At 72.1% G+C, this 20,755-nt stretch carries 23 protein-coding genes; 11 read left to right on the forward strand and 12 right to left on the reverse strand.

Annotated features, from left to right (window positions below; translation table 11 throughout):
* The first annotated feature begins 46 nt into the window (after nucleotides 1–46).
* The 3 genes from ACQEVM_RS08945 to ACQEVM_RS08955 all read left to right on the forward strand — a co-directional run bounded on the left by ACQEVM_RS08945 (nucleotide 47) and on the right by ACQEVM_RS08955 (nucleotide 2,016).
* Nucleotides 47–895, forward strand: coding sequence for an AraC family transcriptional regulator (locus tag ACQEVM_RS08945; protein ID WP_433076668.1), 849 nt, complete (start codon nucleotides 47–49; stop codon nucleotides 893–895).
* Nucleotides 896–1,009: 114 nt separating this feature from the next.
* Nucleotides 1,010–1,711 carry an AzlC family ABC transporter permease gene (locus ACQEVM_RS08950; RefSeq protein WP_267828399.1) on the forward strand — a complete coding sequence of 234 codons (702 nt, stop codon included), beginning with the start codon at nucleotides 1,010–1,012 and terminating at the stop codon, nucleotides 1,709–1,711.
* A complete protein-coding gene (locus ACQEVM_RS08955; RefSeq protein WP_433076671.1) occupies nucleotides 1,708–2,016 on the forward strand; it encodes an AzlD domain-containing protein in 309 nt (102 codons plus the stop codon). Before ACQEVM_RS08950 ends, ACQEVM_RS08955 begins: the two co-directional genes overlap by 4 nt.
* Here the strand turns inward: ACQEVM_RS08955 and ACQEVM_RS08960 are convergent.
* On the reverse strand, nucleotides 1,985–2,968 hold the full coding sequence (locus tag ACQEVM_RS08960) for a hypothetical protein (protein ID WP_433076673.1): 984 nt from the start codon (nucleotides 2,966–2,968) through the stop codon (nucleotides 1,985–1,987). The two genes, ACQEVM_RS08955 and ACQEVM_RS08960, sit on opposite strands and share 32 nt — an antisense overlap.
* A gap of 81 nt (nucleotides 2,969–3,049) precedes the next feature.
* Here ACQEVM_RS08960 and ACQEVM_RS08965 point away from each other — a divergent pair, with 81 nt between their 5' ends.
* Both ACQEVM_RS08965 and ACQEVM_RS08970 read left to right on the forward strand, forming a co-directional pair.
* A complete protein-coding gene (locus tag ACQEVM_RS08965) occupies nucleotides 3,050–3,244 on the forward strand; it encodes a DUF3046 domain-containing protein (RefSeq protein ID WP_433076675.1) in 195 nt (64 codons plus the stop codon).
* 174 nt (nucleotides 3,245–3,418) lie between these two features.
* On the forward strand, nucleotides 3,419–4,510 hold the full coding sequence (locus ACQEVM_RS08970; RefSeq protein WP_053682255.1) for an AI-2E family transporter: 1,092 nt from the start codon (nucleotides 3,419–3,421) through the stop codon (nucleotides 4,508–4,510).
* Here ACQEVM_RS08970 and ACQEVM_RS08975 read toward each other — a convergent pair.
* Nucleotides 4,461–5,225, reverse strand: coding sequence for a Clp protease N-terminal domain-containing protein (locus ACQEVM_RS08975; protein WP_433076677.1), 765 nt, complete (start codon nucleotides 5,223–5,225; stop codon nucleotides 4,461–4,463). The genes ACQEVM_RS08970 and ACQEVM_RS08975 overlap by 50 nt on opposite strands.
* Before the next feature lie 187 nt (nucleotides 5,226–5,412).
* Between ACQEVM_RS08975 and ACQEVM_RS08980 the strand changes: the two genes are divergently transcribed.
* Together ACQEVM_RS08980 and ACQEVM_RS08985 are read left to right on the forward strand one after the other, a co-directional pair.
* Nucleotides 5,413–5,865: a DUF3052 domain-containing protein gene (locus ACQEVM_RS08980; RefSeq protein WP_053682257.1), complete on the forward strand. Its 453-nt coding sequence runs from the start codon at nucleotides 5,413–5,415 to the stop codon at nucleotides 5,863–5,865.
* A gap of 281 nt (nucleotides 5,866–6,146) precedes the next feature.
* Nucleotides 6,147–6,986: a S1 family peptidase gene (locus ACQEVM_RS08985; protein ID WP_433076680.1), complete on the forward strand. Its 840-nt coding sequence runs from the start codon at nucleotides 6,147–6,149 to the stop codon at nucleotides 6,984–6,986.
* Between the two features lie 105 nt (nucleotides 6,987–7,091).
* Here ACQEVM_RS08985 and ACQEVM_RS08990 read toward each other — a convergent pair whose 3' ends face one another.
* Complete coding sequence (locus ACQEVM_RS08990) at nucleotides 7,092–7,601, reverse strand: DUF2199 domain-containing protein (RefSeq protein ID WP_433076682.1); 510 nt, start codon at nucleotides 7,599–7,601, stop codon at nucleotides 7,092–7,094.
* A gap of 402 nt (nucleotides 7,602–8,003) precedes the next feature.
* Here ACQEVM_RS08990 and recA point away from each other — a divergent pair, with 402 nt between their 5' ends.
* Entirely contained in the window at nucleotides 8,004–9,116 is a 1,113-nt protein-coding gene (recA, locus tag ACQEVM_RS08995; RefSeq protein WP_433076684.1) for a recombinase RecA, read from the forward strand.
* A gap of 3 nt (nucleotides 9,117–9,119) precedes the next feature.
* The gene (recX, locus tag ACQEVM_RS09000; protein WP_433076686.1) at nucleotides 9,120–9,707 is read left to right on the forward strand and encodes a recombination regulator RecX; all 588 of its coding nucleotides are present in this window, start codon (nucleotides 9,120–9,122) and stop codon (nucleotides 9,705–9,707) included.
* Nucleotides 9,708–9,831: 124 nt separating this feature from the next.
* Here recX and ACQEVM_RS09005 read toward each other — a convergent pair whose 3' ends face one another.
* The 8 genes from ACQEVM_RS09005 to ACQEVM_RS09040 all read right to left on the reverse strand — a co-directional run bounded on the left by ACQEVM_RS09005 (nucleotide 9,832) and on the right by ACQEVM_RS09040 (nucleotide 16,080).
* Nucleotides 9,832–10,224 carry a rhodanese-like domain-containing protein gene (locus ACQEVM_RS09005; protein ID WP_433076688.1) on the reverse strand — a complete coding sequence of 131 codons (393 nt, stop codon included), beginning with the start codon at nucleotides 10,222–10,224 and terminating at the stop codon, nucleotides 9,832–9,834.
* The gene (locus ACQEVM_RS09010) at nucleotides 10,221–10,739 is read right to left on the reverse strand and encodes a cysteine dioxygenase (RefSeq protein ID WP_433076690.1); all 519 of its coding nucleotides are present in this window, start codon (nucleotides 10,737–10,739) and stop codon (nucleotides 10,221–10,223) included. The genes ACQEVM_RS09005 and ACQEVM_RS09010 overlap by 4 nt, the downstream gene beginning before the upstream one ends.
* Before the next feature lie 76 nt (nucleotides 10,740–10,815).
* Nucleotides 10,816–10,902, reverse strand: a complete 87-nt coding sequence (locus tag ACQEVM_RS09015; protein WP_311318651.1) for a putative leader peptide — start codon at nucleotides 10,900–10,902, stop codon at nucleotides 10,816–10,818.
* 33 nt (nucleotides 10,903–10,935) lie between these two features.
* Nucleotides 10,936–12,522, reverse strand: a complete 1,587-nt coding sequence (locus ACQEVM_RS09020) for an FAD-dependent monooxygenase (protein ID WP_433076692.1) — start codon at nucleotides 12,520–12,522, stop codon at nucleotides 10,936–10,938.
* Nucleotides 12,523–12,691: 169 nt separating this feature from the next.
* Nucleotides 12,692–13,576, reverse strand: a complete 885-nt coding sequence (locus ACQEVM_RS09025) for an amino acid ABC transporter permease (protein ID WP_433076694.1) — start codon at nucleotides 13,574–13,576, stop codon at nucleotides 12,692–12,694.
* Nucleotides 13,573–14,247 carry an amino acid ABC transporter permease gene (locus ACQEVM_RS09030; protein WP_433076696.1) on the reverse strand — a complete coding sequence of 225 codons (675 nt, stop codon included), beginning with the start codon at nucleotides 14,245–14,247 and terminating at the stop codon, nucleotides 13,573–13,575. The genes ACQEVM_RS09025 and ACQEVM_RS09030 overlap by 4 nt, the downstream gene beginning before the upstream one ends.
* A gap of 83 nt (nucleotides 14,248–14,330) precedes the next feature.
* The gene (locus ACQEVM_RS09035) at nucleotides 14,331–15,185 is read right to left on the reverse strand and encodes a glutamate ABC transporter substrate-binding protein (RefSeq protein WP_433076698.1); all 855 of its coding nucleotides are present in this window, start codon (nucleotides 15,183–15,185) and stop codon (nucleotides 14,331–14,333) included.
* Nucleotides 15,186–15,294: 109 nt separating this feature from the next.
* Nucleotides 15,295–16,080, reverse strand: coding sequence for an amino acid ABC transporter ATP-binding protein (locus ACQEVM_RS09040; RefSeq protein ID WP_433076700.1), 786 nt, complete (start codon nucleotides 16,078–16,080; stop codon nucleotides 15,295–15,297).
* A gap of 318 nt (nucleotides 16,081–16,398) precedes the next feature.
* Between ACQEVM_RS09040 and ACQEVM_RS09045 the strand changes: the two genes are divergently transcribed.
* Together ACQEVM_RS09045 and ACQEVM_RS09050 are read left to right on the forward strand one after the other, a co-directional pair.
* A complete protein-coding gene (locus ACQEVM_RS09045; protein ID WP_053682267.1) occupies nucleotides 16,399–17,103 on the forward strand; it encodes a response regulator transcription factor in 705 nt (234 codons plus the stop codon).
* A gap of 12 nt (nucleotides 17,104–17,115) precedes the next feature.
* Nucleotides 17,116–18,555 (forward strand): ATP-binding protein, encoded by a 1,440-nt coding sequence (locus tag ACQEVM_RS09050; RefSeq protein WP_433076702.1) that lies wholly within the window; start codon nucleotides 17,116–17,118, stop codon nucleotides 18,553–18,555.
* 35 nt (nucleotides 18,556–18,590) lie between these two features.
* On the opposite strand, the gene ACQEVM_RS09055 is transcribed toward ACQEVM_RS09050, so the two are convergent.
* Nucleotides 18,591–20,738 carry an endo-beta-N-acetylglucosaminidase gene (locus ACQEVM_RS09055; RefSeq protein ID WP_433076704.1) on the reverse strand — a complete coding sequence of 716 codons (2,148 nt, stop codon included), beginning with the start codon at nucleotides 20,736–20,738 and terminating at the stop codon, nucleotides 18,591–18,593.
* Between the last annotated feature and the right edge of the window lie 17 nt (nucleotides 20,739–20,755).

The following is a 20,755-nucleotide window of genomic DNA, read 5'->3' on the forward strand; positions in this document are numbered from 1 at the left end:
CGGACCTGCGCAAACGTGCCGCGTTCCCGGGGCGCAGAATGGGGGGATGGGCACGGACGAGGGCCGCCGGGAATGGGCACGGCACTGGCAGCACGCGGAGCTGCCGGGCCTGGACCTGCTGCGCGCCCACTACGTACGGCACACCTTCCCGCGCCACGCCCACGACGGGTACGTCATCGCGGCCGTCACCGGCGGCATCGAGGAGATCGGCCTGCCCGGCACCACCCTGCGCGCCGGCCCGGGCAGCGTGGTCCTGATCAACCCCGAGGTCCCGCACACGGCCCGCGCCGGCGTTCCCGAGGGCTGGGCGTACGCCACCCTCTACCCGTCCCGGGAGCTGATCACCGAGGTCGCCGCCGAGATCGGCACCCTGCGGGGAACGCCGGGCTTCACGGTCGACATGGTCACCGATCCGCACACCTCCCGGGTGATCGCCGAGGTGCACCGGGCCGCCGAGGCCGGCAACGCGCTGGCCGCCGACACCCTGCTGCGGGGCGCGGTCGCCCGGATGCTGACCCGGCACGCCGGACCGCTGCCTGCCCGCGAGTCGCGCCGGGCGGGCGCCTCGGACGCCGAACGGGCCCGGAGCGTCCTGGAGGACCGGATGGCCGAGCCGCCCTCGCTGGAGCGGCTCGCGACGGAACTGGGCACGAGCCCGTTCGCCCTGCTGCGGGCCTTCCGGGAGCGGTACGGAATGCCCCCACACACCTGGCTCACCGACGCCCGGGTCCGCCGGGCGCGCCGGCTCCTGGACGCGGGCACCCCGCCGGCCGAGGCGGCGGTCGCCGTCGGCTTCACCGACCAGCCGCACCTGAACCGCCATTTCACCCGGATCGTGGGCGTGCCCCCGGGCGCCTACCGGCGGGAACGGGCCGCCTGGGGCCCCGTCCCGTAGGCAGTGGTCCGTGCCCGGGGCTCGAAGGACGGGGGCACGGGGATCCGGGCCGCAAGAACGTACAAGACCGGGCTGTCCCTCCCCGCTTAGGTTCGCGGGGTGGGAGAACATCAGATGGTGATACGAGAGGCCCCCGACGAAGGGGTCGCCGACAAGCCGCGGGCGGCCGTCATCCGGGACGCCCTCGGTGTGGGCGTGGCCGTCGGGCTGTCCGGATTCGCGTTCGGCGTGACCGCGGCCGGGGCGGGCGTCAGCGTGCTCCAGGCCTGTGTGCTGAGCCTGCTGGTGTTCACCGGCGCCTCGCAGTTCGCGCTGGTCGGGGCGCTGGCGGCGGGAGGGAACCCGTTCACCGCCGCAGCCGGGGCCTTCTTCCTCGGCACCCGCAACGCCTTCTACGGGCTGCGGCTGTCCCAGCTGCTGGCCCTCCCCAAGGCGGTACGGCCCTTCGCCGCGCACTGGGTGATCGACGAGACCACCGCCGTGGCCCTGGCCCAGCCCGACCGGAAGTCGGCCCGCCTCGGCTTCACCGTGACCGGGCTGACCCTGTACGCCCTCTGGAACCTGACCACGCTGCTGGGCGCCCTCGGCGCCGAGGCCATCGGGGACACCCGCGTGTGGGGCCTGGACGCCGCCGGGCCCGCCGTGTTCCTGGCCCTGCTCGCGCCGATGCTGAAGACCTCCACCGAGCGGGCGGTGGCCGCCCTCGCCCTGGTGCTCGGACTGGGTCTGCTGCCCGTGCTGCCCTCCGGGGTGCCCGTGCTGGTCGCGGCGCTGGCCGCGCCGATCGTGCTGTGGATGAAGGGACGCCGCTCGTGAACGTCTGGATCGCCATCGTGGTGACCGTCGTCGGCTGCTACGCGGTCAAACTCGCCGGTCTCCTCGTCCCCGCCGAGGCCCTGGAACGGCCCTCGGTACGCCAACTCGCCGCGCTGCTGCCCGTCGCCCTGCTCGCCGCGCTCACCGCCCAGCAGACCTTCAGCACCGGGCAGGAACTGGTGCTGGACGCCCGGGCCGCCGGGCTGGCCGCCGCCGGGGTCGCCCTGCTGCTGCGGGCCCCGTTCCTGGTGGTGGTCGGGGCCGCGGTCCTCGTCACTGCGGGGCTGCGGGCCCTGACCGGGTGACCGGGGCGAGCGGACGGCCGTACGCCCGCAGGGTCAGCAGCGCCTCCACCGTGGCGATGGGCCGCCGCTCCAGGGAGCTGCCCGGCGCCCAGGCCCTGCGACGCACCGGCCAGCCGCCGTCCTGCTGCTGCTCGGCCGCGAGGAAGCCCAGGGCGCGCTCCATCTCCGCGTCGGTGAACCACCCCCGCGCCAGCGACTCCGGCCGGCGCGCGAAGTCGTACGGGAACAACCGCTCGCCCGGCGCGTAGCCCGCCGCCGGAGGCTGCTCCTCGCGGCGCTCCGGATCCAGCACGACGAGCCCCCGCTCCCGCACCAGCCGCCCCAGCCGGTCCGCGGCCGCCGCCGCGCGCCCCCGGTCGGGCGCCCCGTCGAGGAAGGCGACCGCGCTCTGGATCTCGTACGGATGCGAGTGGCGCAGGGTCTCGACCCGGTCCCAGCAGAAGTCCGTGGCGCGGAACAGCCACGCGTGCCAGACCCGGTTGCGGTGGAGGAGGCCGACGATCGGCCCCGTGGTCAGCAGCTCGCTCGGGGGGTCGTCGCGCATCGGGTGGTAGGGGGCCGTCGGGTAGTCGCGCGGGGCCGGGAAGACCAGGGGGAGCGCGCCCTCCGGGGTGGAGACCAGGGTCAGGTGGCGGCAGAGCCGCTCGATGCGCCGGCCCGTGCAGCGGCCCAGGGCGTCGAGGACGCGCAGGGCGTGCGCGGTGTGCAGGGGCTGGCTCAGCGGGCCGCGCAGGTCCGGGTCCAGCGCGTGACCGTAGCCCCCGTCCTCGCCCAGGTACGCGCCGAGGGCGGCGTCCACCGCGTCGGCGTCCCCGCCGAGGAAGTGGAACGCGAACCGGCGCTGCTCCAGCACCCGGGCGGTGAGCCAGATGAACTGCTCGGCACGGGCCAGCGGGGCGGTCGGGGCCGGTGCGGCCGCCGGGGCCGGCGAGGAAGTTTCGTCTCCGGGCATGCGTGAAACCGTAGGGCGCACGGATGCGGCGGCGGGGCCCGAACGCGGTCGGTGCACTCTCCGGGGCGCGATACTGGTGGCATGCGGTTGACGATTTTCTGGGAACGGATGGCCGAGCACTTCGGCGCGGGCTACGCGGACTCCTTCGCGCGGGACCACGTCATGACGGAACTCGGCGGGCGCACCGTGCACCAGGCCCTCGACGCCGGCTGGGAGGCCAGGGACGTGTGGCGCGCGGTGTGCGCGGCGATGGACGTGCCGGCCTCGCTGCGCTGAGCCGCACGCCCGTTTCCTCGCGAGCGCCGCAGGTGGGACAGACTGGGCGGCGTGGCAGCGACAGAAGAGACGACCGAACAGCCCGCGCCGGCCCCCGCCGATCCCGGAGGCCGGCCGCGTGACGGCGGCCCGGGCCGGGTGCCGTCGCCCGCAGGCCCCCCGGCCGAGGCGCGGATGCCGCGGTGGCTGCCGCGCGCGGTGATCCTCGTACTGGCCCTGGTCGCCTGCTTCCAGCTCGGCAGCTGGGCCTTCCATCAGCTCATCGGGCTGCTCGTCAACATTCTGATCGCCTTCTTCCTCGCCCTCGCGATAGAGCCCGCGGTGGCGCGGATGGCGGCCCGCGGCATGCGCCGCGGGTTCGCCACCTTCCTGGTCTACCTGGGCGTTCTCGTCGCGACCGCGGGATTCGTCGCGCTGCTCGGCTCGATGCTGGCCGGGCAGATCGTGGACATGGTGGAGGGCTTCCCGAAGTACCTGGACTCGGTGATCGGATCGATCAACGACACCTTCCACACCGAACTGTCCCGGCTGTCGATCCAGGACAGCCTGCTGCACTCGGACTGGTTGCAGAAGTACGTGCAGAACAGTGCGACCGGCGTGCTCGACGTGTCCGCCACCGTCCTCGGCGGACTCTTCAGGCTGCTGACGATCGGGCTGTTCTCCTTCTACTTCGCCGCCGACGGTCCGCGGCTGCGGCGTGCGCTGTGCTCCGTGCTGCCGCCCGGCAAGCAGTCGGAGGTGCTGCGCGCCTGGGAGATCGCCGTCGCCAAGACGGGCGGGTACCTCTACTCGCGCGGGCTGATGGCGCTGATCTCCGGGATCGCGCACTACATCCTGTTCGCGGTCCTCGGCGTGCCCTACGCGCCCGCCCTCGCCGTGTGGGTGGGGCTGGTGTCCCAGTTCATCCCCACCATCGGCACCTACCTGGCGGGCGCGCTGCCGATGCTGATCGCCTTCACGATCGACCCCTGGTACGCGCTGTACGTCCTCGGGTTCGTGGTGGTCTACCAGCAGTTCGAGAACTACGTGCTCCAGCCCAAGCTGACGTCGCGGACCGTGGACATCCATCCGGCGGTCGCCTTCGGCTCGGTCATCGCGGGCACCGCGCTGCTCGGCGCGGTCGGGGCGCTCATCGCGATTCCCGCCGTCGCCACGCTCCAGGCCTTCCTCGGCGCGTACGTGAAGCGGTACGAGCTGACGGAGGGCGCGGACGCGTCTACTTCTTCCCGTCCGCGTCGGCGAGTACGGCTGCCAGGACTTCGGTGACGGTCGCCTCGACGCCGGCCTTGTCGACGCCCAGGCCGCTCAGCACGCCCTCGCCGTTCTCCAGCTCCAGCAGGGCGAGCAGGAGGTGCTCGGTGCCGACGAAGTTGTGGCCCAGCCGCAGGGCCTCGCGGAAGGTGAGCTCCAGGGCCTTCTTGGCGCCGGCGTCGAAGGGGACGAGGTCGGGTACCTCCGCGACGGCCTCCGGCAGCGCGGCGCCGGCGGCCGCGCGGACGTCGTCCGTCGCGACCCGCTGGGCCCGCAGGGCCTGAGCGGCGAGCGAATCCGGGTCGGCGAGCAGACCGAGGACCAGGTGCTCGGTGCGGATCTCGGTGTTGCCGGCGGCACGGGCCTCGTTCTGCGCGGTCATCACGACGTTGCGGGCGCGGGGGGTGAAACGGGCGAAGCCCTGCGCGGAGTCGAGGTCTCCGTCGGCGCCGTCACCCTTGTCGCTCTTGGGGACGAAGCGCTTCTGGGCGGCCTGGCGGGTGACGCCCATGCTGCGGCCGATGTCGGTCCAGGAGGCGCCGGAGCGGCGGGCCTGGTCGACGAAATGGCCGATGAGGTGATCGGCGACGTCCCCGAGCGCCTCGGCGGCGACGACGGCGCCGCTGAGCTGCTCCAGGGTGTCGGAGTGGACCTTCTTGATGGCCTCGATGAGGTCGTCGAGGCGTACCGGATTGGTCATGCGAACGGGTTCCACGGGAGGGTTCGTCATGGAGGCAACCGTAGGTTGACAGTCGAGCGACTGTCAACCATGGGTTGTCACTCGCTCGACCGTCCGGGGCTTCGACCCGGGGTCGCGGACGGTCGGATCGGGGAAGGTCCGGGGTGTCCGCAGGGCCGACTGCCGCGTTCGGCGCGCCACGTTCCGTATCGGATCGGCTACGTTACGCACGTGCGCGATGGGCGCGCCCGGAGTGGAGGAGACCGCAGTGACGACATCGGAAGACGAGCGGACGGGCGGCCCCGAGGCCCGGCTCGGATTCGAGCCCGGCCAGGTCGTCCAGGAGATCGGCCTGGGCGACGACGTCGACGAGGAGCTGCGCGCGGGCATCGCGCGGGTCATCGGCCAGGAATTGGTCGGCGAGGACTACGACGACGTCGTGGACGTCGTCCTCCTGTGGTTCCGGGAGGAGGACGGCGACCTCACCGACGGGCTCGTCGACTGCATCGCCCTGCTGGAGGACGGTGGCGTGATCTGGCTCCTCACCCCGAAGGTCGGGCTGGACGGGCACGTCGAGCCGAGCGACATCGCCGAGGCCGTGACGACGGCCGGCCTCTCGCAGGCCCGGCCCGTCAGCGTGACCAAGCGCTGGGCCGGAGCCAGGCTCACCACCCCCAAGTCCCGGAGGTAGGGCGGGCGGCGGCGACGTTCGTCCCGTGACCGGTCGATCCGCCCCAGGGGAGGATCGACCGGTCTTTCGTGTCGGGCCGCGTCGTGTCGGGTGCGGGGGGTCGTGCGGGGTGCGGGGGTTCGGATCCGGCCACCCCTTCGGTGATAACGCCTTTCGCCGACTCGTCACGCCCTCTTGTGGGTTGCTCGCGACCTCTTAACAATGCGCATGACAACCGAAGGATCTTCGGTCGCATTGTCACGGGCGAACCCAGCCCTCGATTCGAGAGGGGAACCCCCCACGTGAACAAGCCTCTCGCCGGCGCCCTGCTCTCCGCGCTCCTGATCGGAGCGGCGGCGGCCCCGGCCGTGGCCTCCGTACCCCTGGAGGAGAAGGCGGCCCCGGCCGTCGCGGTCACCTTCGCGGGAACGGTCGCGCTCAGCAACTGTTCCGGCTCCGTCGTCCGCGCCCCCGCCTCCCAACCGAACGACCCCGCCCTGGTCCTCTCCAACGGACACTGCCTGGAGACCGGCTTCCCGGCGGCCGGCGAGGTCGTCAAGGACCGGGCGTCCAACCGCTCCTTCTCGCTGCTCAACGCCTCGGGTTCCAAGGTGGCGACCCTCAGGGCAAGCAAGATCGCGTACGGCACGATGACCGACACGGACGTGTCGATCTACCAACTCACCAAGACCTACGCGCAGATACAGAGCCAGTACGGCATCGGCGCGCTCACCCTCAACGACGTGCGCCCGGTGCAGGGCTCGGCGATCAAGGTGGTGTCGGGGTACTGGAAGCGCACCTACAGCTGCAACGTCGACGGGTTCGCCTACCGGCTCAAGGAGGGCGAGTGGACCTGGAAGGACTCGGTCCGCTACACCTCGGCCTGCAACACCATCGGCGGCACCTCGGGCTCGCCGGTGATCGACACGACGACGGGCAAGGTCGTCGCCGTCAACAACACCGGCAACGAGGACGGCGGCCGGTGCACCGACAACAACCCGTGTGAGGTGGACCAGAACGGCAACGTGACGGTCCGTCGGGGCATCAACTACGCCCAGGAGACCTACACGATCGTCCCCTGCATAGGCCCCGGCAACGTGATCGACCTGAACCGCCCCGGCTGCGCGCTGCCCAAGCCGTAGCGCTCCCGCGACCGCCCGTCGCCGCGTCCGCCGTCGTACCGGTGCGCGCGGGGGCGGGCGGTCGCGCGTCGCCGCCCGGGCGTTGCCGCGTCGCCGCCGGGCCGGTCAGGCCGGATGCAGCACGGCCGCGGCGATCTCGCGGACCCGGTCGAGGGTGATCCCGGTGCGCTGCTCGACGGCGAGGGGGTGTGCGGTGGGCTCCAGCTCGATGAAGGGGCGCCGCCCCACCGGGCGCGTGTGGCAGGTGGTCCTCAGGTTGACCGTGCCGGGGGAGTAGAGCGCGAGTTCCGTGCTGAGCCAGCCGAAGTACGGCGGCTCGGCCTCGCGGCCCTCCGTGTGCCACAGGTCGAGGGCGCGGCCGAAGTTGTCCTTGCTGAGCGAGATCCAGACGCCCCACGAGAAGACCTGGCCGCTGTCGACCACGGGTATCTCGATCAGGCCCCTGATGAAGAAGTGCCGGCCCTGGATGACGCACTGCTCCGACGACAGCGTGCTGTCCGGATCGGCCTCGAAGCCGGGGTTCCAGGCCTCGGGCGCCGGTGTCGAGTAGCTCAGGGGGAGCTCCGCGTGGTGCTCGCCGCAGCGTGAACACGTGAATCCGAGATCGTTGGCCATGCCGCGAGCCTAATGACCGGACCCGGATGGGAGGCCCCCGGGCCGCCGCCTGCCGGGGGCCCGACCGTCTTGCGCTCGTCCGACGGATGATCCGTCGCCCTGCCCGTCGCCCCGCCCGCCGGCCCACCGCGTGTGCCGGGCGCGCCGGAGCGGGTGCTTCCGAATCCTTGTTCGCCGGCACGGCCGAGGGGTGGGCCGGCGAACCCTCCTCCCGTTCGGGCCGGCCGTCACGGCAGGTCGGAGGGGAGCGGGGCGGGGTGGCGTGGTGCGCTTGACAGGGAAATCGAACATCCATTCTCATGAGTTATCCACAGCTGAGCAGTGCGTGGGAGCGCATTGTCAGTGGCAGGCGTTAGCGTCAATGGCGTGAAGCGATCGACTCAAGCAAATCGGGTGGAACCCATGGCAGGCACCGACCGCGAGAAGGCTCTCGACGCCGCTCTCGCACAGATTGAACGGCAATTCGGCAAGGGTGCGGTCATGCGCCTCGGCGACAAGCCGAACGACCCCATCGAGGTCATCCCCACCGGGTCGACCGCGCTGGACATCGCCCTGGGCGTCGGCGGGCTTCCCCGCGGCCGTGTGATCGAGGTGTACGGACCGGAGTCCTCCGGTAAGACCACCCTGACCCTGCACGCCGTGGCCAACGCCCAGAAGGCGGGCGGCACCGTCGCCTTCGTGGACGCCGAGCACGCGCTGGACCCCGAGTACGCCAAGGCCCTCGGCGTCGACACCGACAACCTCATCCTGTCCCAGCCGGACACCGGCGAGCAGGCGCTGGAGATCGTGGACATGCTGGTCCGCTCCGGTGCCCTCGACCTGATCGTCATCGACTCCGTCGCGGCGCTCGTGCCGCGCGCCGAGATCGAGGGTGAGATGGGTGACTCCCACGTGGGTCTCCAGGCCCGACTGATGAGCCAGGCGCTCCGGAAGATCACCGGTGCCCTCAACCAGTCCAAGACCACCGCCATCTTCATCAACCAGCTCCGCGAGAAGATCGGCGTCATGTTCGGCTCGCCGGAGACCACCACCGGTGGTCGCGCGCTGAAGTTCTACGCCTCGGTGCGTCTCGACATCCGCCGTATCGAGACCCTGAAGGACGGCACGGACGCCGTCGGCAACCGCACCCGCGTCAAGGTCGTCAAGAACAAGGTCGCGCCGCCGTTCAAGCAGGCCGAGTTCGACATCCTCTACGGCCAGGGCATCAGCCGCGAGGGCGGCCTGATCGACATGGGCGTGGAGCACGGCTTCGTGCGCAAGGCCGGCGCCTGGTACACGTACGAGGGCGACCAGCTCGGCCAGGGCAAGGAGAACGCCCGCAACTTCCTGAAGGACAACCCGGCCCTCGCCGACGAGATCGAGCGGAAGATCAAGGAGAAGCTGGGCGTGGGCGTGCGCAAGGACGCCGACGCCCCCGCCGAGACCGGCGCGGACGCCCCCGCCGACGCCGCGGCCGTTCCCGCCCCGGCATCGAAGGCGAAGACGACGGCCAAGGCCGCCGTAGCCAAGAGCTGACCCGTGCGGGAGCAGGAAAGGGGCGGCGGAGCCGGTCGGGAGGGCCGCCGGGAGGGCGGTCGCGAAGCCCGCGATGCGCTGCCGCCCCAGAGTCCCGAGGAGCAGGCGCGGGCGATCTGTCTGCGCCTGCTCACCGGGATGCCGCGAACCAGGCGGCAGCTCGCGGACGCCCTGGAGAAGCGGGGCATCCCCGAGGAGGTGTCACAGGAGGTCCTCTCCCGGTACGAGGAGGTGGGCCTGATCGACGACGCCGCCTTCGCCGGTGCCTGGGTGGAGTCCCGCCACCGCGGTCGGGGTCTGGCGCGACGGGCGCTCGCGCAGGAGCTGCGGACCAAGGGAGTGCACGCCACCCTCGTGCAGGAGGCGCTGGAACAGCTGGACTCCGAGCAGGAGGAGGAGACGGCCCGGGAGCTCGTCGAGCGCAAGCTCCGCTCGACCCGGGGCCTGGAGAGGGACAAGCGGATCCGGCGCCTCGCCGGGATGCTGGCCCGCAAGGGGTACCCGGAGGGCATGGCCCTGCGGGTGGTCCGCCGCGCGTTGGAGACGGAGGACGTCGACGACGTCGACGCATCGGAGTACCCCGGAGGCTGAACCGGTCCCCGGCCCTGCCCTCGGAGGGACGGGCGGCGGGCCGGCGCGGCGGCCGGGAGCGGGCCGGCGGCCCGCATGTGCAGGCCGGGCCGGCGCCGCCCGGGCCGGTGCGTGCGAGGGCGCGTCAGACGGCGGTGGTGGGGAGGCCGGCCGATCTCCAGGCCTGGAAGCCGCCCGTCAGGTCCGTCGCCCGGTGGAGCCCCAGGGCGTGGAGGGAGACCGCGGCCAGGGTGGAGGCGTAGCCCTCGTTGCAGATGACGACGACCTCGATGTCATGGCTCGTCGCCTCGGGCAGTCGGTGCGACCCCTGGGGGTCGAGGCGCCATTCCAGTTCGTTGCGCTCGACGACCAGCGCGCCCGGGATCAGACCGTCGCGCTCGCGCAACGCCTGGTACCGGATGTCGACGAGGAGCGAGCCCTCGCGGGAGGCGGCGTACGCCTGCTCCGGCGAGACCCGGGCGTAGGTGGTCCTGAGGCGGTCGACGAGGGCGTCGATGCCCTCCGGCGCGGCGCTCACTGCCAGTCCGCCGGACGCTCGACCTGCTCCAGCCGCAGGACCTGCCCGCTGCGGCTGTAGCGGCGGATCAACGGGAGCGGCGGGTAGTACGCGTGGACGGAGACGGCGTGCTCGGCCGGGGACTCGTTGAGCACCTCGTGCACGTGGTGCAGGCCGAAGCCGCGACCCGTGCCCGCCGTCAGATCGCGCCTGCGGTCCACGTCGGGGGCCAGTTCCAGGGACTTCCAGCCCTCGGAGGGAAGGCGGACGGCCAGGGAGCGCTCGGTGAGCCGGCCGCGAGCGGTGGCGAACGCGCCCCGCGATTCGGCGTGGTCGTGCCAGCCGGTGCCGGTGCCCGGAGGCCAACCGATCAGCCAGGCCTCGCTGCCGCCGGGGCCGTCCAGCCGTACCCACGTACGGCCTTCGGGGTCGAGCGGGAGCGAGCCCACGATCTCGGGGTCCGCCGCGGTGCGCAGCGCGAAGTCGAGAAGCTCGGCGGTCGTCGGACCGGCCGAGATCAGGGTGGGGGAAGACATGGAGTGACCGTCCTGGAGGTTCGCGAAGGTGCGCGCGGGCCCGGAAGGGCACGGGGCGCGCGGGAGAAAGGGCGAATCAACAGGAAGGGCGACACACGCAGCCCGCGTAGCGGAGCAGGTCCATGTGAACCCTCCGCCACAGGCGTACGTCGTTGCCGGTCATGTCCGCGAGTCAAGCACGTGAGCGGGAGACCGGTCAATCGATCACGGAGGTGGGAGTGGTCACGGCCGGGGTGATCGAGGGCGCGCGCGCCGGTTCGGGCGCCCCGCCGCGGACGGCGTCCGCCGCCTCGTACAGCTCCGCCGGCCGGACCCCCGCGAAGGTCGCCGCCAGGTGCCCGTCCGGCCGCACCAGCAGCACGGTGTGTGCCGGAGCCCCCGGATAGCTGTCCGCGACCAGCAGGTCCGCACGGGTGGGGAGCGCGCTGACCGCCGCCGCGAGCCGGGGCATCAGACCGGCGCCGAGCCAGTGGCGGCGGTCCCAGACCCCGGTCCCCGGGGCGACGAGGAGCACCAGCAGCCGGCCCCGCCCGAGCAGGTCGCGCAACGGCACGGTGGTGCCGTCGGGCGCGGTCACCGGGACGTCGGCCACCGGGCCGCCCGGTTCCGTGGCCGTCGGGACCTCCCGTACCGCCACCGGCGGGGCGTACGCGGGCTCCGCGCCCAGCGGTCCCCGGCCGAGGTGGCCGTCGGTGAGCAGGCCCTCGGCGGAACGTGCCGCACCGGGGAGGTAGGGGCGCAGGCCGCCCCCGCCGCGCAGCGCCGGCATCGCCTGGTCGGCGGCGCGCAACCGGGCGGCGACCGCCCTGCGCCGCTCGTCCTCGTACCCGTCGAGCAGAACCTCGGAGGCACCCTGGTGCCAGGCCACCGCCAGCCTCCAGGCCAGGTTCTCGGCGTCCCGCAGCCCCTCCTCGACGCCCTGGGTGCCGAGCGCGCCCAGCAGGTGCGCCGCGTCTCCCGCGAGGTAGGCCCGGCCGTCGCGCCAGCGCCGGGCGAGCCGGTGGTGGAGGGTGTGCACTCCGGTGTCGATCAGGTCGTACGGGGGAGTCGTGCCCCCGCACCACGCCGCGAGGGTGTCCCGGATGAGGGTCACCAGGGCGTCCGGGGTGACGAGTTCGCCGCGCGAGGGGAGCAGCCAGTCCAGTCGCCACACCCCGTCGGGCAGCGGGCGGGCGGTGACCTCGTGGTCCGCGCCGCGGTGGAGCAACGCCTCGCCGGGCCAGGGGAGTTCGGTACGGAGCGCGGCCACCGCGTGCCGTTCCACGGCGGTCCGGCCGGGGAAGCGGATCCCGAGCAGCTTGCGGACGGTGGAACGGGCCCCGTCGCAGCCCACGAGGTGGCTGCCGCGCCACCAGGTCGTCTCGCCGCCCCGGGTGTGCGCGGTGATGCCGCGCTCGTCCTGTTCCAGGGCGTCCAGCCGGCAGTCGGTCACCAGCCGGACCAGCGGGTGCGCGCCGGCGGCGTCGCGCAGTCCGCGCGTCAGGGCGTGCTGGGGCAGGTGCAGCGGGGCCGGATGGTCCTCGAAGGTGATCCGGCGCGAGTCCCGGCCGCGCCGCATGGTGCGCCACGCGGCGAAGTGGGCGCCCTCGTCGCGCAGCGTCGTACAGCCGAGTCGGTGTGCCATGGCGGCGGTGTCGGCGTGCAGGACGACGGAGCGGGCGGGGCGCGGGTCGTCCTTGCCCGGGCCCTCGTCGAGTACGACGGTGGGTACGCCCGCGCCGGCCAGCGCGAGGGAGAGCGCGAGCCCGACGGGGCCCGCGCCGACGACGATCACCGGGTCCATGACGCGGCTCCCGATGTCCGGTATGTGATCACACAACGTATGCAACCGACTGGAAGTGCCTGCGTCAAGTGACACTCGTCGGCGCAACGCGGTGTGGTGCGGCGGAAGGTCTCCGCCGCACCACACAGGCTACGCACCATGACTGACTTGGTGTCAGTCGACCCGTCGGTCAGGCGCCACCACTGTTCGCACCGGTGGCCATGTCGTCGACCTGTGCCGGGACCACGGCGCCGGTGCCCCGCTTGGACTTGCGCTGCCGGCTCTCCAGCCAGGACGCGATGCTGGTGAGGGCGAAGTTGACCGCGACGTAGATCAGGGCGATCACCACGAAGGTCGCGATCGTGTTGCTGTAGTTCGCCGAGATTTGCCGGGACATCGACATCAGCTCGCCGAGGCCGAGCAGCGTGCCGCCGAGCGCGGTGTCCTTGAGGATCACGACCAGCTGGCTGACCAGGGCCGGCAGCATCGCGGTGACGGCCTGCGGGATCAGCACGTGGACCATGGTCTGGCCCTTGCGCATGCCGATCGCCTTGGCGGCGTCGGTCTGCCCGTTCGGGAGGGACAGCACGCCCGCCCGGACGATCTCGGCGATGACCGAGGCGTTGTACAGGACCAGGCCCGTGACCACCGCGTACAGCGGGCGGACGTCGGAGGACACGCCCGTGTACTGGACGTACAGGGCGTAGCCGAACAGCATCAGCATGAGCACCGGGATGGCGCGGAAGAACTCGACGAACGCGCCGACGGGAATCCGGACCCAGGCGTGGTCGGACAGCCGGCCGATGCCCAGCAGGGCGCCCAGCGGCAGGGCGATCACCATGGCGATCACGCCGGCCTTGAGGGTCTCCAGCAGGCCGGGGATCAGGAACGTCGTCCAGATCTGGCCGTCGGTGACGAAGGGGCTCCACTTTTCGGCGTCGAGCTGGTTCTTGTCGGCCATGAGTCCCAGCGCCCACCACAGGGCGAGGCCGAGGAGCACGAGGAAGACGCCGGAGTAGATCCAGTTCCGGGACTTCGCCTTCGGACCCGGTGCGTCGTACAGCACGGACGTCATCGCTTCACCGCCGCTCGCTTGGCCACCCAGCCCAGCAGCAGGCCGGTGGGCAGGGTCAGCAGGACGAAGCCCAGGGCGAAGACCCCGAAGACGGCGAAGAGCGCGTCGGCCTCGTTCTCGATCATTTCCTTCATCAGCAGGGCCGCTTCGGCCACGCCGATGGCCGCGGCCACCGTGGTGTTCTTGGTGAGCGCGATCAGTACGTTGGCGAGCGGCGCGATGACCGCCCGGAAGGCCTGGGGGAGCACGATCAGCCGGAGCACCTGGAAGAAGCTCAGGCCCAGCGCGCGCGCCGCCTCGGCCTGGCCCACGGGCACCGTGTTGATGCCCGAGCGCAGTGCCTCACAGACGAAGGTGCCGGTGTAGGCCGTCAGTCCGAGGACCGCCAGTCGGAAACCGGTCTCCTTGAACGTGGTGCCGCCCAAGGTGATGCCGAGGGTCTCGCTGAGACCCAGCGAGCAGCCGATGATCACCAGGGTCAGCGGGGTGTTGCGCACCACGTTGACGTACGTGGTGCCGAAGCCGCGCATCAGCGGAACCGGGCTGACCCGCATTCCCGCCAGGGCGGTGCCCCATATGAGGGACCCGATCGCCGAGTAGAGGGTGAGCTGAACCGTCACCCAGAAGGCTCCGAGCACGTCGTACTGCCCGGAATCAAGAAAGTCGAACACGTTGCCCTGCGCTCTCCCCAGGATGGCCGGTGAGGGGCGCCGCCGCCCGCGGCAGGCGGGCGGCGACGCTCCTCACCGAGGAATCAGCTGCCTTCGGTGATCTGCGGGGCAGGCTCGTTCTTGTAGCCGGCGGGGCCGAAGTTCGTCTTCACGGCCGCCTCCCAGGCGCCGTCCGCGACCATCTTCTTGAGCGCGGCGTTGATCTTGGTCTGGAGGTCCTTGTCGCCCTTCTTCAGACCGATGCCGTAGTTCTCGTTGCTCAGGCTCAGCCCGGCCAGCTTGAACTTGCCCTTGTTCTTCTCCTGGGCGGCGTAGCCGGCCAGGATGGAGTTGTCCGTGGTCAGGGCGTCGACGGCCTTGCTCTCCAGGGCGGTCAGGCACTCGGAGTAGCCGGCGTTCTGCTTGAGGTCGGCCTCGGGGGCCAGCTTCTCCTTGACGTTCTGCGCCGAGGTAGAGCCGGTGACCGAGCAGAGCTTCTTCTTGTTCAGGTCCTCGGGCTTGGTGATCGAGGTGTCGTCGGCGCGGACCAGCAGGTCCTGGTGCGCGAGGAGGTACGGGCCGGCGAAGTCGACCTTCGCCTTGCGCTTCTCGTTGATCGAGTAGCTCGCGACGACGAACTTCACGTCACCGTTGGAGATCAGGTTCTCGCGCTCGGCGCTGATGGCCTGCTTGAACTCGATCTGGTCGGGCTGGTAGCCGAGTTCCTTGGCCACGTAGGTCGCCACGTCGACGTCGAAACCGGTGAACTTGCCGTCCGGGGTCTTCAGCCCGATGCCGGGCTGGTCGAACTTGATGCCGATGACGACCTTGTCCTTCTTGGCGCCACCGCTCGAACCGGCGTCGCCGGACGCCTTGTCGCCGCTGCCGCCACAGGCGGTCGCGGTCAGGGCGAGAGCCACGGCCGCGGCGACGGCCGCTCCGGCCTTGTAAAGCTTCATGGTGAACTTCCCTCGGGTGAGACGTGGTTGAACGCCGAGCGAGACGTGTCGCGTCGGCGGGCCCGGTCGTGTCAGGGTTCTGACACCGGATCACTACCAGACGAAACCGTCAGTGATGCAGGATCTTCGACAGGAAGTCCTTGGCGCGGTCGCTGCGGGGGTTGCTGAAGAACTGCTCGGGCACCGCCTCTTCGACGATCTTCCCGTCGGCCATGAAGACGACCCGGTTGGCGGCGGAGCGGGCGAAGCCCATCTCGTGCGTGACGACCACCATGGTCATCCCCTCCCGGGCGAGCTGCTGCATGACCTCCAGCACCTCGTTGATCATCTCCGGGTCGAGAGCCGACGTCGGCTCGTCGAACAGCATCACCTTCGGGTCCATCGCCAGCGCGCGGGCGATGGCCACGCGCTGCTGCTGACCACCGGAGAGCTGCGCCGGGTACTTGTCCGCCTGGGAACCGACGCCGACGCGGTCGAGCAGCGCCTTCGCCTTCTCCGTCGCCTCCGCCGCGTTCGTCTTGCGGACCTTCATCTGGCCCAACATGACGTTCTGCAGGACCGTCTTGTGCGCGAACAGGTTGAACGACTGGAAGACCATGCCGACATCGGCTCGCAGTCGCGCCAATTCCCTGCCCTCGGAGGGTAGTTCCTTGCCGTCGACCGTGATGGTTCCCGAGTCGATGGTCTCCAGCCTGTTGATCGTCCGGCACAACGTGGACTTGCCCGATCCCGAGGGACCGATCACCACGACGACCTCACCGCGGGCAATGCTCAGATCGATGTCCTGAAGCACGTGCAGCGCGCCGAAGTGCTTGTTGACGTTGCTCAGTACGACCAGGCTGTCCGCGGCAGCCGCCGCGTCCTGTACGTCCTTGGTCACTGATACTCCGCTCATCGGCTTCTCGCTCCGTCCTCCGTCGGTTGGGAGGACAGTAGTGACGAGGCGCGCACACCGTCATCACATCTGAGGGAGAATTGAGCATAACGATCCGGCCTCGCCCGGATACGCTCCGTGCGCGATGCCCGCGGTGGCGCCCCGGTACTCGTACCGGGTGCATAACGGAAGACTCGCGGGAGCGGAAGTCCCTTGACGTGGGACTCTGCATCAGCGTGGATGCATGGTGGCCATGAAACCGACATGACGCCGCAATGAAACCGCCGCCGCGGCGCCACCCCGCCGACCGGACGGGACGGACGAGGGAAGGGTGACGCAGTGAGACTGCTGCTCGTCGAGGACGACGACCACGTCGCCGCCGCGCTGTCCGCGATCCTCGCCCGGCACGGCTTCCGGGTGACCCACGCCCGCAACGGCGAGGAGGCGCTGCAGGCGCTCCTGCCGGCCGACGCCCCGCCCTTCGGCGTGGTCCTGCTCGACCTGGGCCTGCCCGACCAGGACGGCTACGAGGTCTGCGGAAAGATCCGCAAGCGCACCGCCACCCCCGTGATCATGGTCACCGCGCGCGGTGACGTGCGCTCCCGCATCCACGGCCTGAACATGGGCGCCGACGACTACGTGGTCAAGCCCTACGACACCGGCGAACTCCTCGCCCGGATCCACGCCGTCGCCCGGCGCACCGGCGCCTCCGAGGAGGCCGCCGCCACCGGTACCGGCGCCCCCGCCATCGTCCGACTCGGTCCGGTCAGCATCGAGCTGCCCACCCGCCGGGTCATCGTCGACGGCGCCGACGTACCGCTCACCCGCAAGGAATTCGACCTGCTGGCCCTGCTCGCACAGCGGCCCGGCGTCGTCTTCCGCCGCGAACAGATCATCAGCGAGGTGTGGCGCACCAGCTGGGAGGGCACCGGCCGGACCCTGGAGGTCCACGTCGCCTCGCTGCGCTCCAAGCTGAGCATGCCCGCACTCATCGAGACCGTCCGCGGTGTGGGCTACCGGCTCGTCACCCCGGCCGGTCCCTAGCGGGGTCCGCTCGTGCGTGCCCGACTGCTTCCGCTCCTCGTCGTCCTGATGGCGGGCGTCCTGCTGGCGCTCGGCTTCCCGCTCGCCGTCAGCCTCGCCGCCGGACAGCAGCAGCGGGTCGTGGTCGACCGGATCGACGACAGCGCCCGCTTCGCCGCCCTCGCCCAGTTCGTCATCGACGCCGAGGGTTCCGGTTCCACCGGCGCCGACGAACGCCGCGACACCCTCCAACTGGAACTCGCCCGCTACCAGGAGCTGTACGGCATCCGCGTCGGCATCTTCTACCGCGACGACAACGCCATGGCCCGCGCTCCCGGCTGGTGGCAGCTCCCCGAGTCCAGGGAGGGGCGCCGCGCCTTCGAGGAGGCCCTCGCCGGACGGCGCAGCCACGACCCGGGCCAGGTGTGGCCCTGGCAGACCGACGGCAGGCTCCTCGTCGTCTCCCCGGTCGTCCTCGACGGCGACGTCGTCGCCGTCGTCGCCACCGAATCGCCCACCGACCAGATGCGGGGCCGGATCCTCCAGGGCTGGCTGCTCATCGCGGGCGGTCTCGCCGCCGCCATGCTGGTCGCCTTCGGAGCCGCGCTGCGGCTCACCAGCTGGGTGCTCAAGCCCGTCCAGACCCTGGACGCCGCCGCCCACGGCATCTCCACCGGCAAGATGAACTCCCGGGTCGCGGCCGACAGCGGACCGCCGGAACTGCGACGACTGGCCCACTCGTTCAACGAGATGGCGGACAACGTCGAAGAGGTGCTGGAGCAGCAGCGGGCGTTCGTCGCGGACGCCTCCCACCAACTGCGCAACCCGCTCGCCGCGCTGCTCCTGAGGATCGAACTCCTCGCCCTCGAACTGCCCGAGGGCAACGAGGAGATCGCCTCCGTGCGCACCGAGGGCAAACGCCTGACCCAGGTCCTCGACGACCTGCTGGACCTGGCGCTCGCCGAACACGCCGCCGCCGAGATCCGCCTGATCGACATCGGCGGGCTGGCCGCCGAGCGGGTCACCGCCTGGCGCCCCTTCGCCGAGGAGAAGGGCGTGGAGCTCACCGAGCCCGGCCCGGAGGCCGTCACCGGCTGGGCCGACCCCATCGCCCTGTCCAGCGCCCTCGACGCCGTCATCGACAACGCCCTCAAGTTCACCCCCCGGGGAGAGCGCGTCGAGGTCGAGGTCTCCACCGAGGGGCGCTCCGCGCTCGTCACCGTCGCCGACCGGGGCCCCGGACTCACCCCCGAGGAGCTGCTGCGGGTCGGCGACCGCTTCTGGCGCAGCGGACGCCACCAGAACGTCAAGGGATCCGGTCTGGGCCTGTCCATCTCCCGCGCCCTGCTCGCCTCCGGCGGCGGGTCCCTCGCGTACGAGACGAACCCGCCGCACGGACTGCGGGTGACGGTGGCCGTCCCGCACACCGACCCCCACGCGGACCAGGCCCTGCCGCCGAAGTGGCGCCGGTAGGGCCCGCTTCGACGACAGAGCCCAGCCAGGGCGGATCACTCGGGATCGTCCCAGGTCAGGGTGGTGCGGGCCGGGTCGGACAGCGTGTACAGCTCGTCCACGGCCCGTACCTCGAAGCCGGCCGCGCGTTCCCGTCCGGCGCGGGTGACGGCCGGCAGGTGCAGGGCCGCGCCGCAGGTGCCGCCGAGGAAGCGGCGGGTCCCGTCCGGCAGCAGGCGGTACACCTCGTGGTGGCGGATCGCCCCGGGCGCGCGGCCCCACGACAGGCGGACCGAGGCCTCGCCGTCCCGCTGGGCCGACGCGTCCACCCGCAGCCCGCTCGGGGCGGCGGGCCCGCGCCGAGCGGCGGTGTCGTGGACCGACAGGGCCCCGAGCCGCCAGCGCACCGGTCCGGACCCGCGAGCGGTGATCCGTACGGCCAGGGCGTACGCGGTTCTCCCGGCCCGCGTCCCCAGATCCACCCGGCCGGAACGCCAGCCCGTACCGGAGCCGGGGTCCTCGACCCCGAACCAGGTGTACGGGACCGGCTCGCCCGGGGCGGCGGGCTCGCGCAGGGCGACGCCCACCTCCACGGTGACCGGGACACCGCCCGGGGCGCGGGCGTGGACCAGGTCCAGGACCGTCGTGCGGGTCAGGGGCAGCCGGGTGGTGTGCAGGCCGACGGCGGCGGGTGCGGTCAGGACGCCGTCGACCAGGAGACTGGAGCCGCCGCGCCACGCCTCGTCGAAGTCCAGGGTGACCGAGGGGCGCGGGCCGTCGGTGTCGACCACCCAGCGCCGCCCGGGCAGCACGTCCTGGAGGCCGAGCCGGTTCCAGGGCGCCGACGAGATGACCTCGCCGGCCTCGTACCAGCGCTCCCCGTGCCCCGTGTTGAACGAGCAGCCGAAGGGGAGGGCGGCGACGGTGGAGCGGTCGGCGACGACCGTGGCGGGAGCGCGCCAGCCGCTCTCCGGCGCGGGGCGGGCCGGGTCCAGGGACTCGCCCGTCCAGAACCGGTCGTCGGCCCGGTGGAAGGCGCCCGGGGACCGGTCGGTGAGGTGGTTGCGCGTCCACTCGGGCCGGTAGAGCCCGATGCCGACGACGTGGTCCCGCCCGCGCGGAACGATCGCGTCCCAGTCGACGTCCGCGTTCCAGCCGCGGGACTCGGTGTCGACCGCCGCCCACAGCTCGTGACGGCTGCGGCCCAGTCGTTCGGCGAGGGCCCCGGATTGCGCGAGGGTCCGGGCCGTCCAGCGGAAATCCACGAACACGCCGTCCGAGACCGTCCCGAACCGGTCCTCGAAGAAGTCCCGGTTCAGCGCGTTCAGCGCCCCCTGCCACCCGACCCGACCGGTGGTGTTCATCGCGTCGTACCAGGTGACGCGTAGCCCGTGCGGTTCACCCGCCGCCCGCAGGGCGCGCAGGAACCCCCGCATTCGGCTCGCGAGCGCGCTGTCGCCGCCGTCGGTCTCGGCGTTGACGAACCAGCCGTCGAACCCGTACGTCCGCGCCACCCGCACGAGCTGCTCCGCGATCGGGAACCGGCCCGACGCGTCCCGTCGCACCAGGTCGCGGGTCCAGCGCAGGTCACCGCCGTACGCGACGGGCGGCAGGAACACGTTGCCCAGCACCCGGACCCCGTGGCGGTGGGCCGCGTCGACCACGGGCGCGTTCGGGGCCAGCACGATCCCCTCGCCGGACGACCCGCCCCAGAAGACCAACTCGTCGATGTACGCCCAGTGCGTGAGCGCGTAGTGGTCGGCTGTCGCGGAACCCTGCGACGGGTTCCCCGCGGTCGGCCCGAAGGACACCAGCGAGGAGATCCGGGCCTGCCCGACCCGGGCGTCGGGATGCGGCGGCACCGGTGTGAAGCGGCGCGCGAGGGGCACCGTCGCGGTGTTGTGGGCCAGGTCGGGATCCGAGGCGGGACTCCACCCGCTCAGGGAGCGCCAGATGATCCCCGGGCCGGGGGTCCCCTCCGGGAGCGAGTCCGGGAACCAGTACGAGGCGTACGCGGCGAGATCCGGCGGGGGCGTCGGCCCGCCGGTCGGCTCCTCCCCGGCGGCCGTGGCCCGTGCGGACCACGCCGGCGCGGCGGCGATCCCCACCCCGGCGGCGAGCACGACCCGCCGGGTCGGCCGGGCGGGGGACCTGCGGGGGAGCGGGGCAGTGCGCGGGTCGACACCGTGATCGGGCTCGTACATGCGGGGCTCCTCTGCGG

This window comes from Streptomyces sp. CA-243310 (assembly GCF_050936775.1).
In the GTDB taxonomy this organism is placed as follows: domain Bacteria; phylum Actinomycetota; class Actinomycetes; order Streptomycetales; family Streptomycetaceae; genus Streptomyces.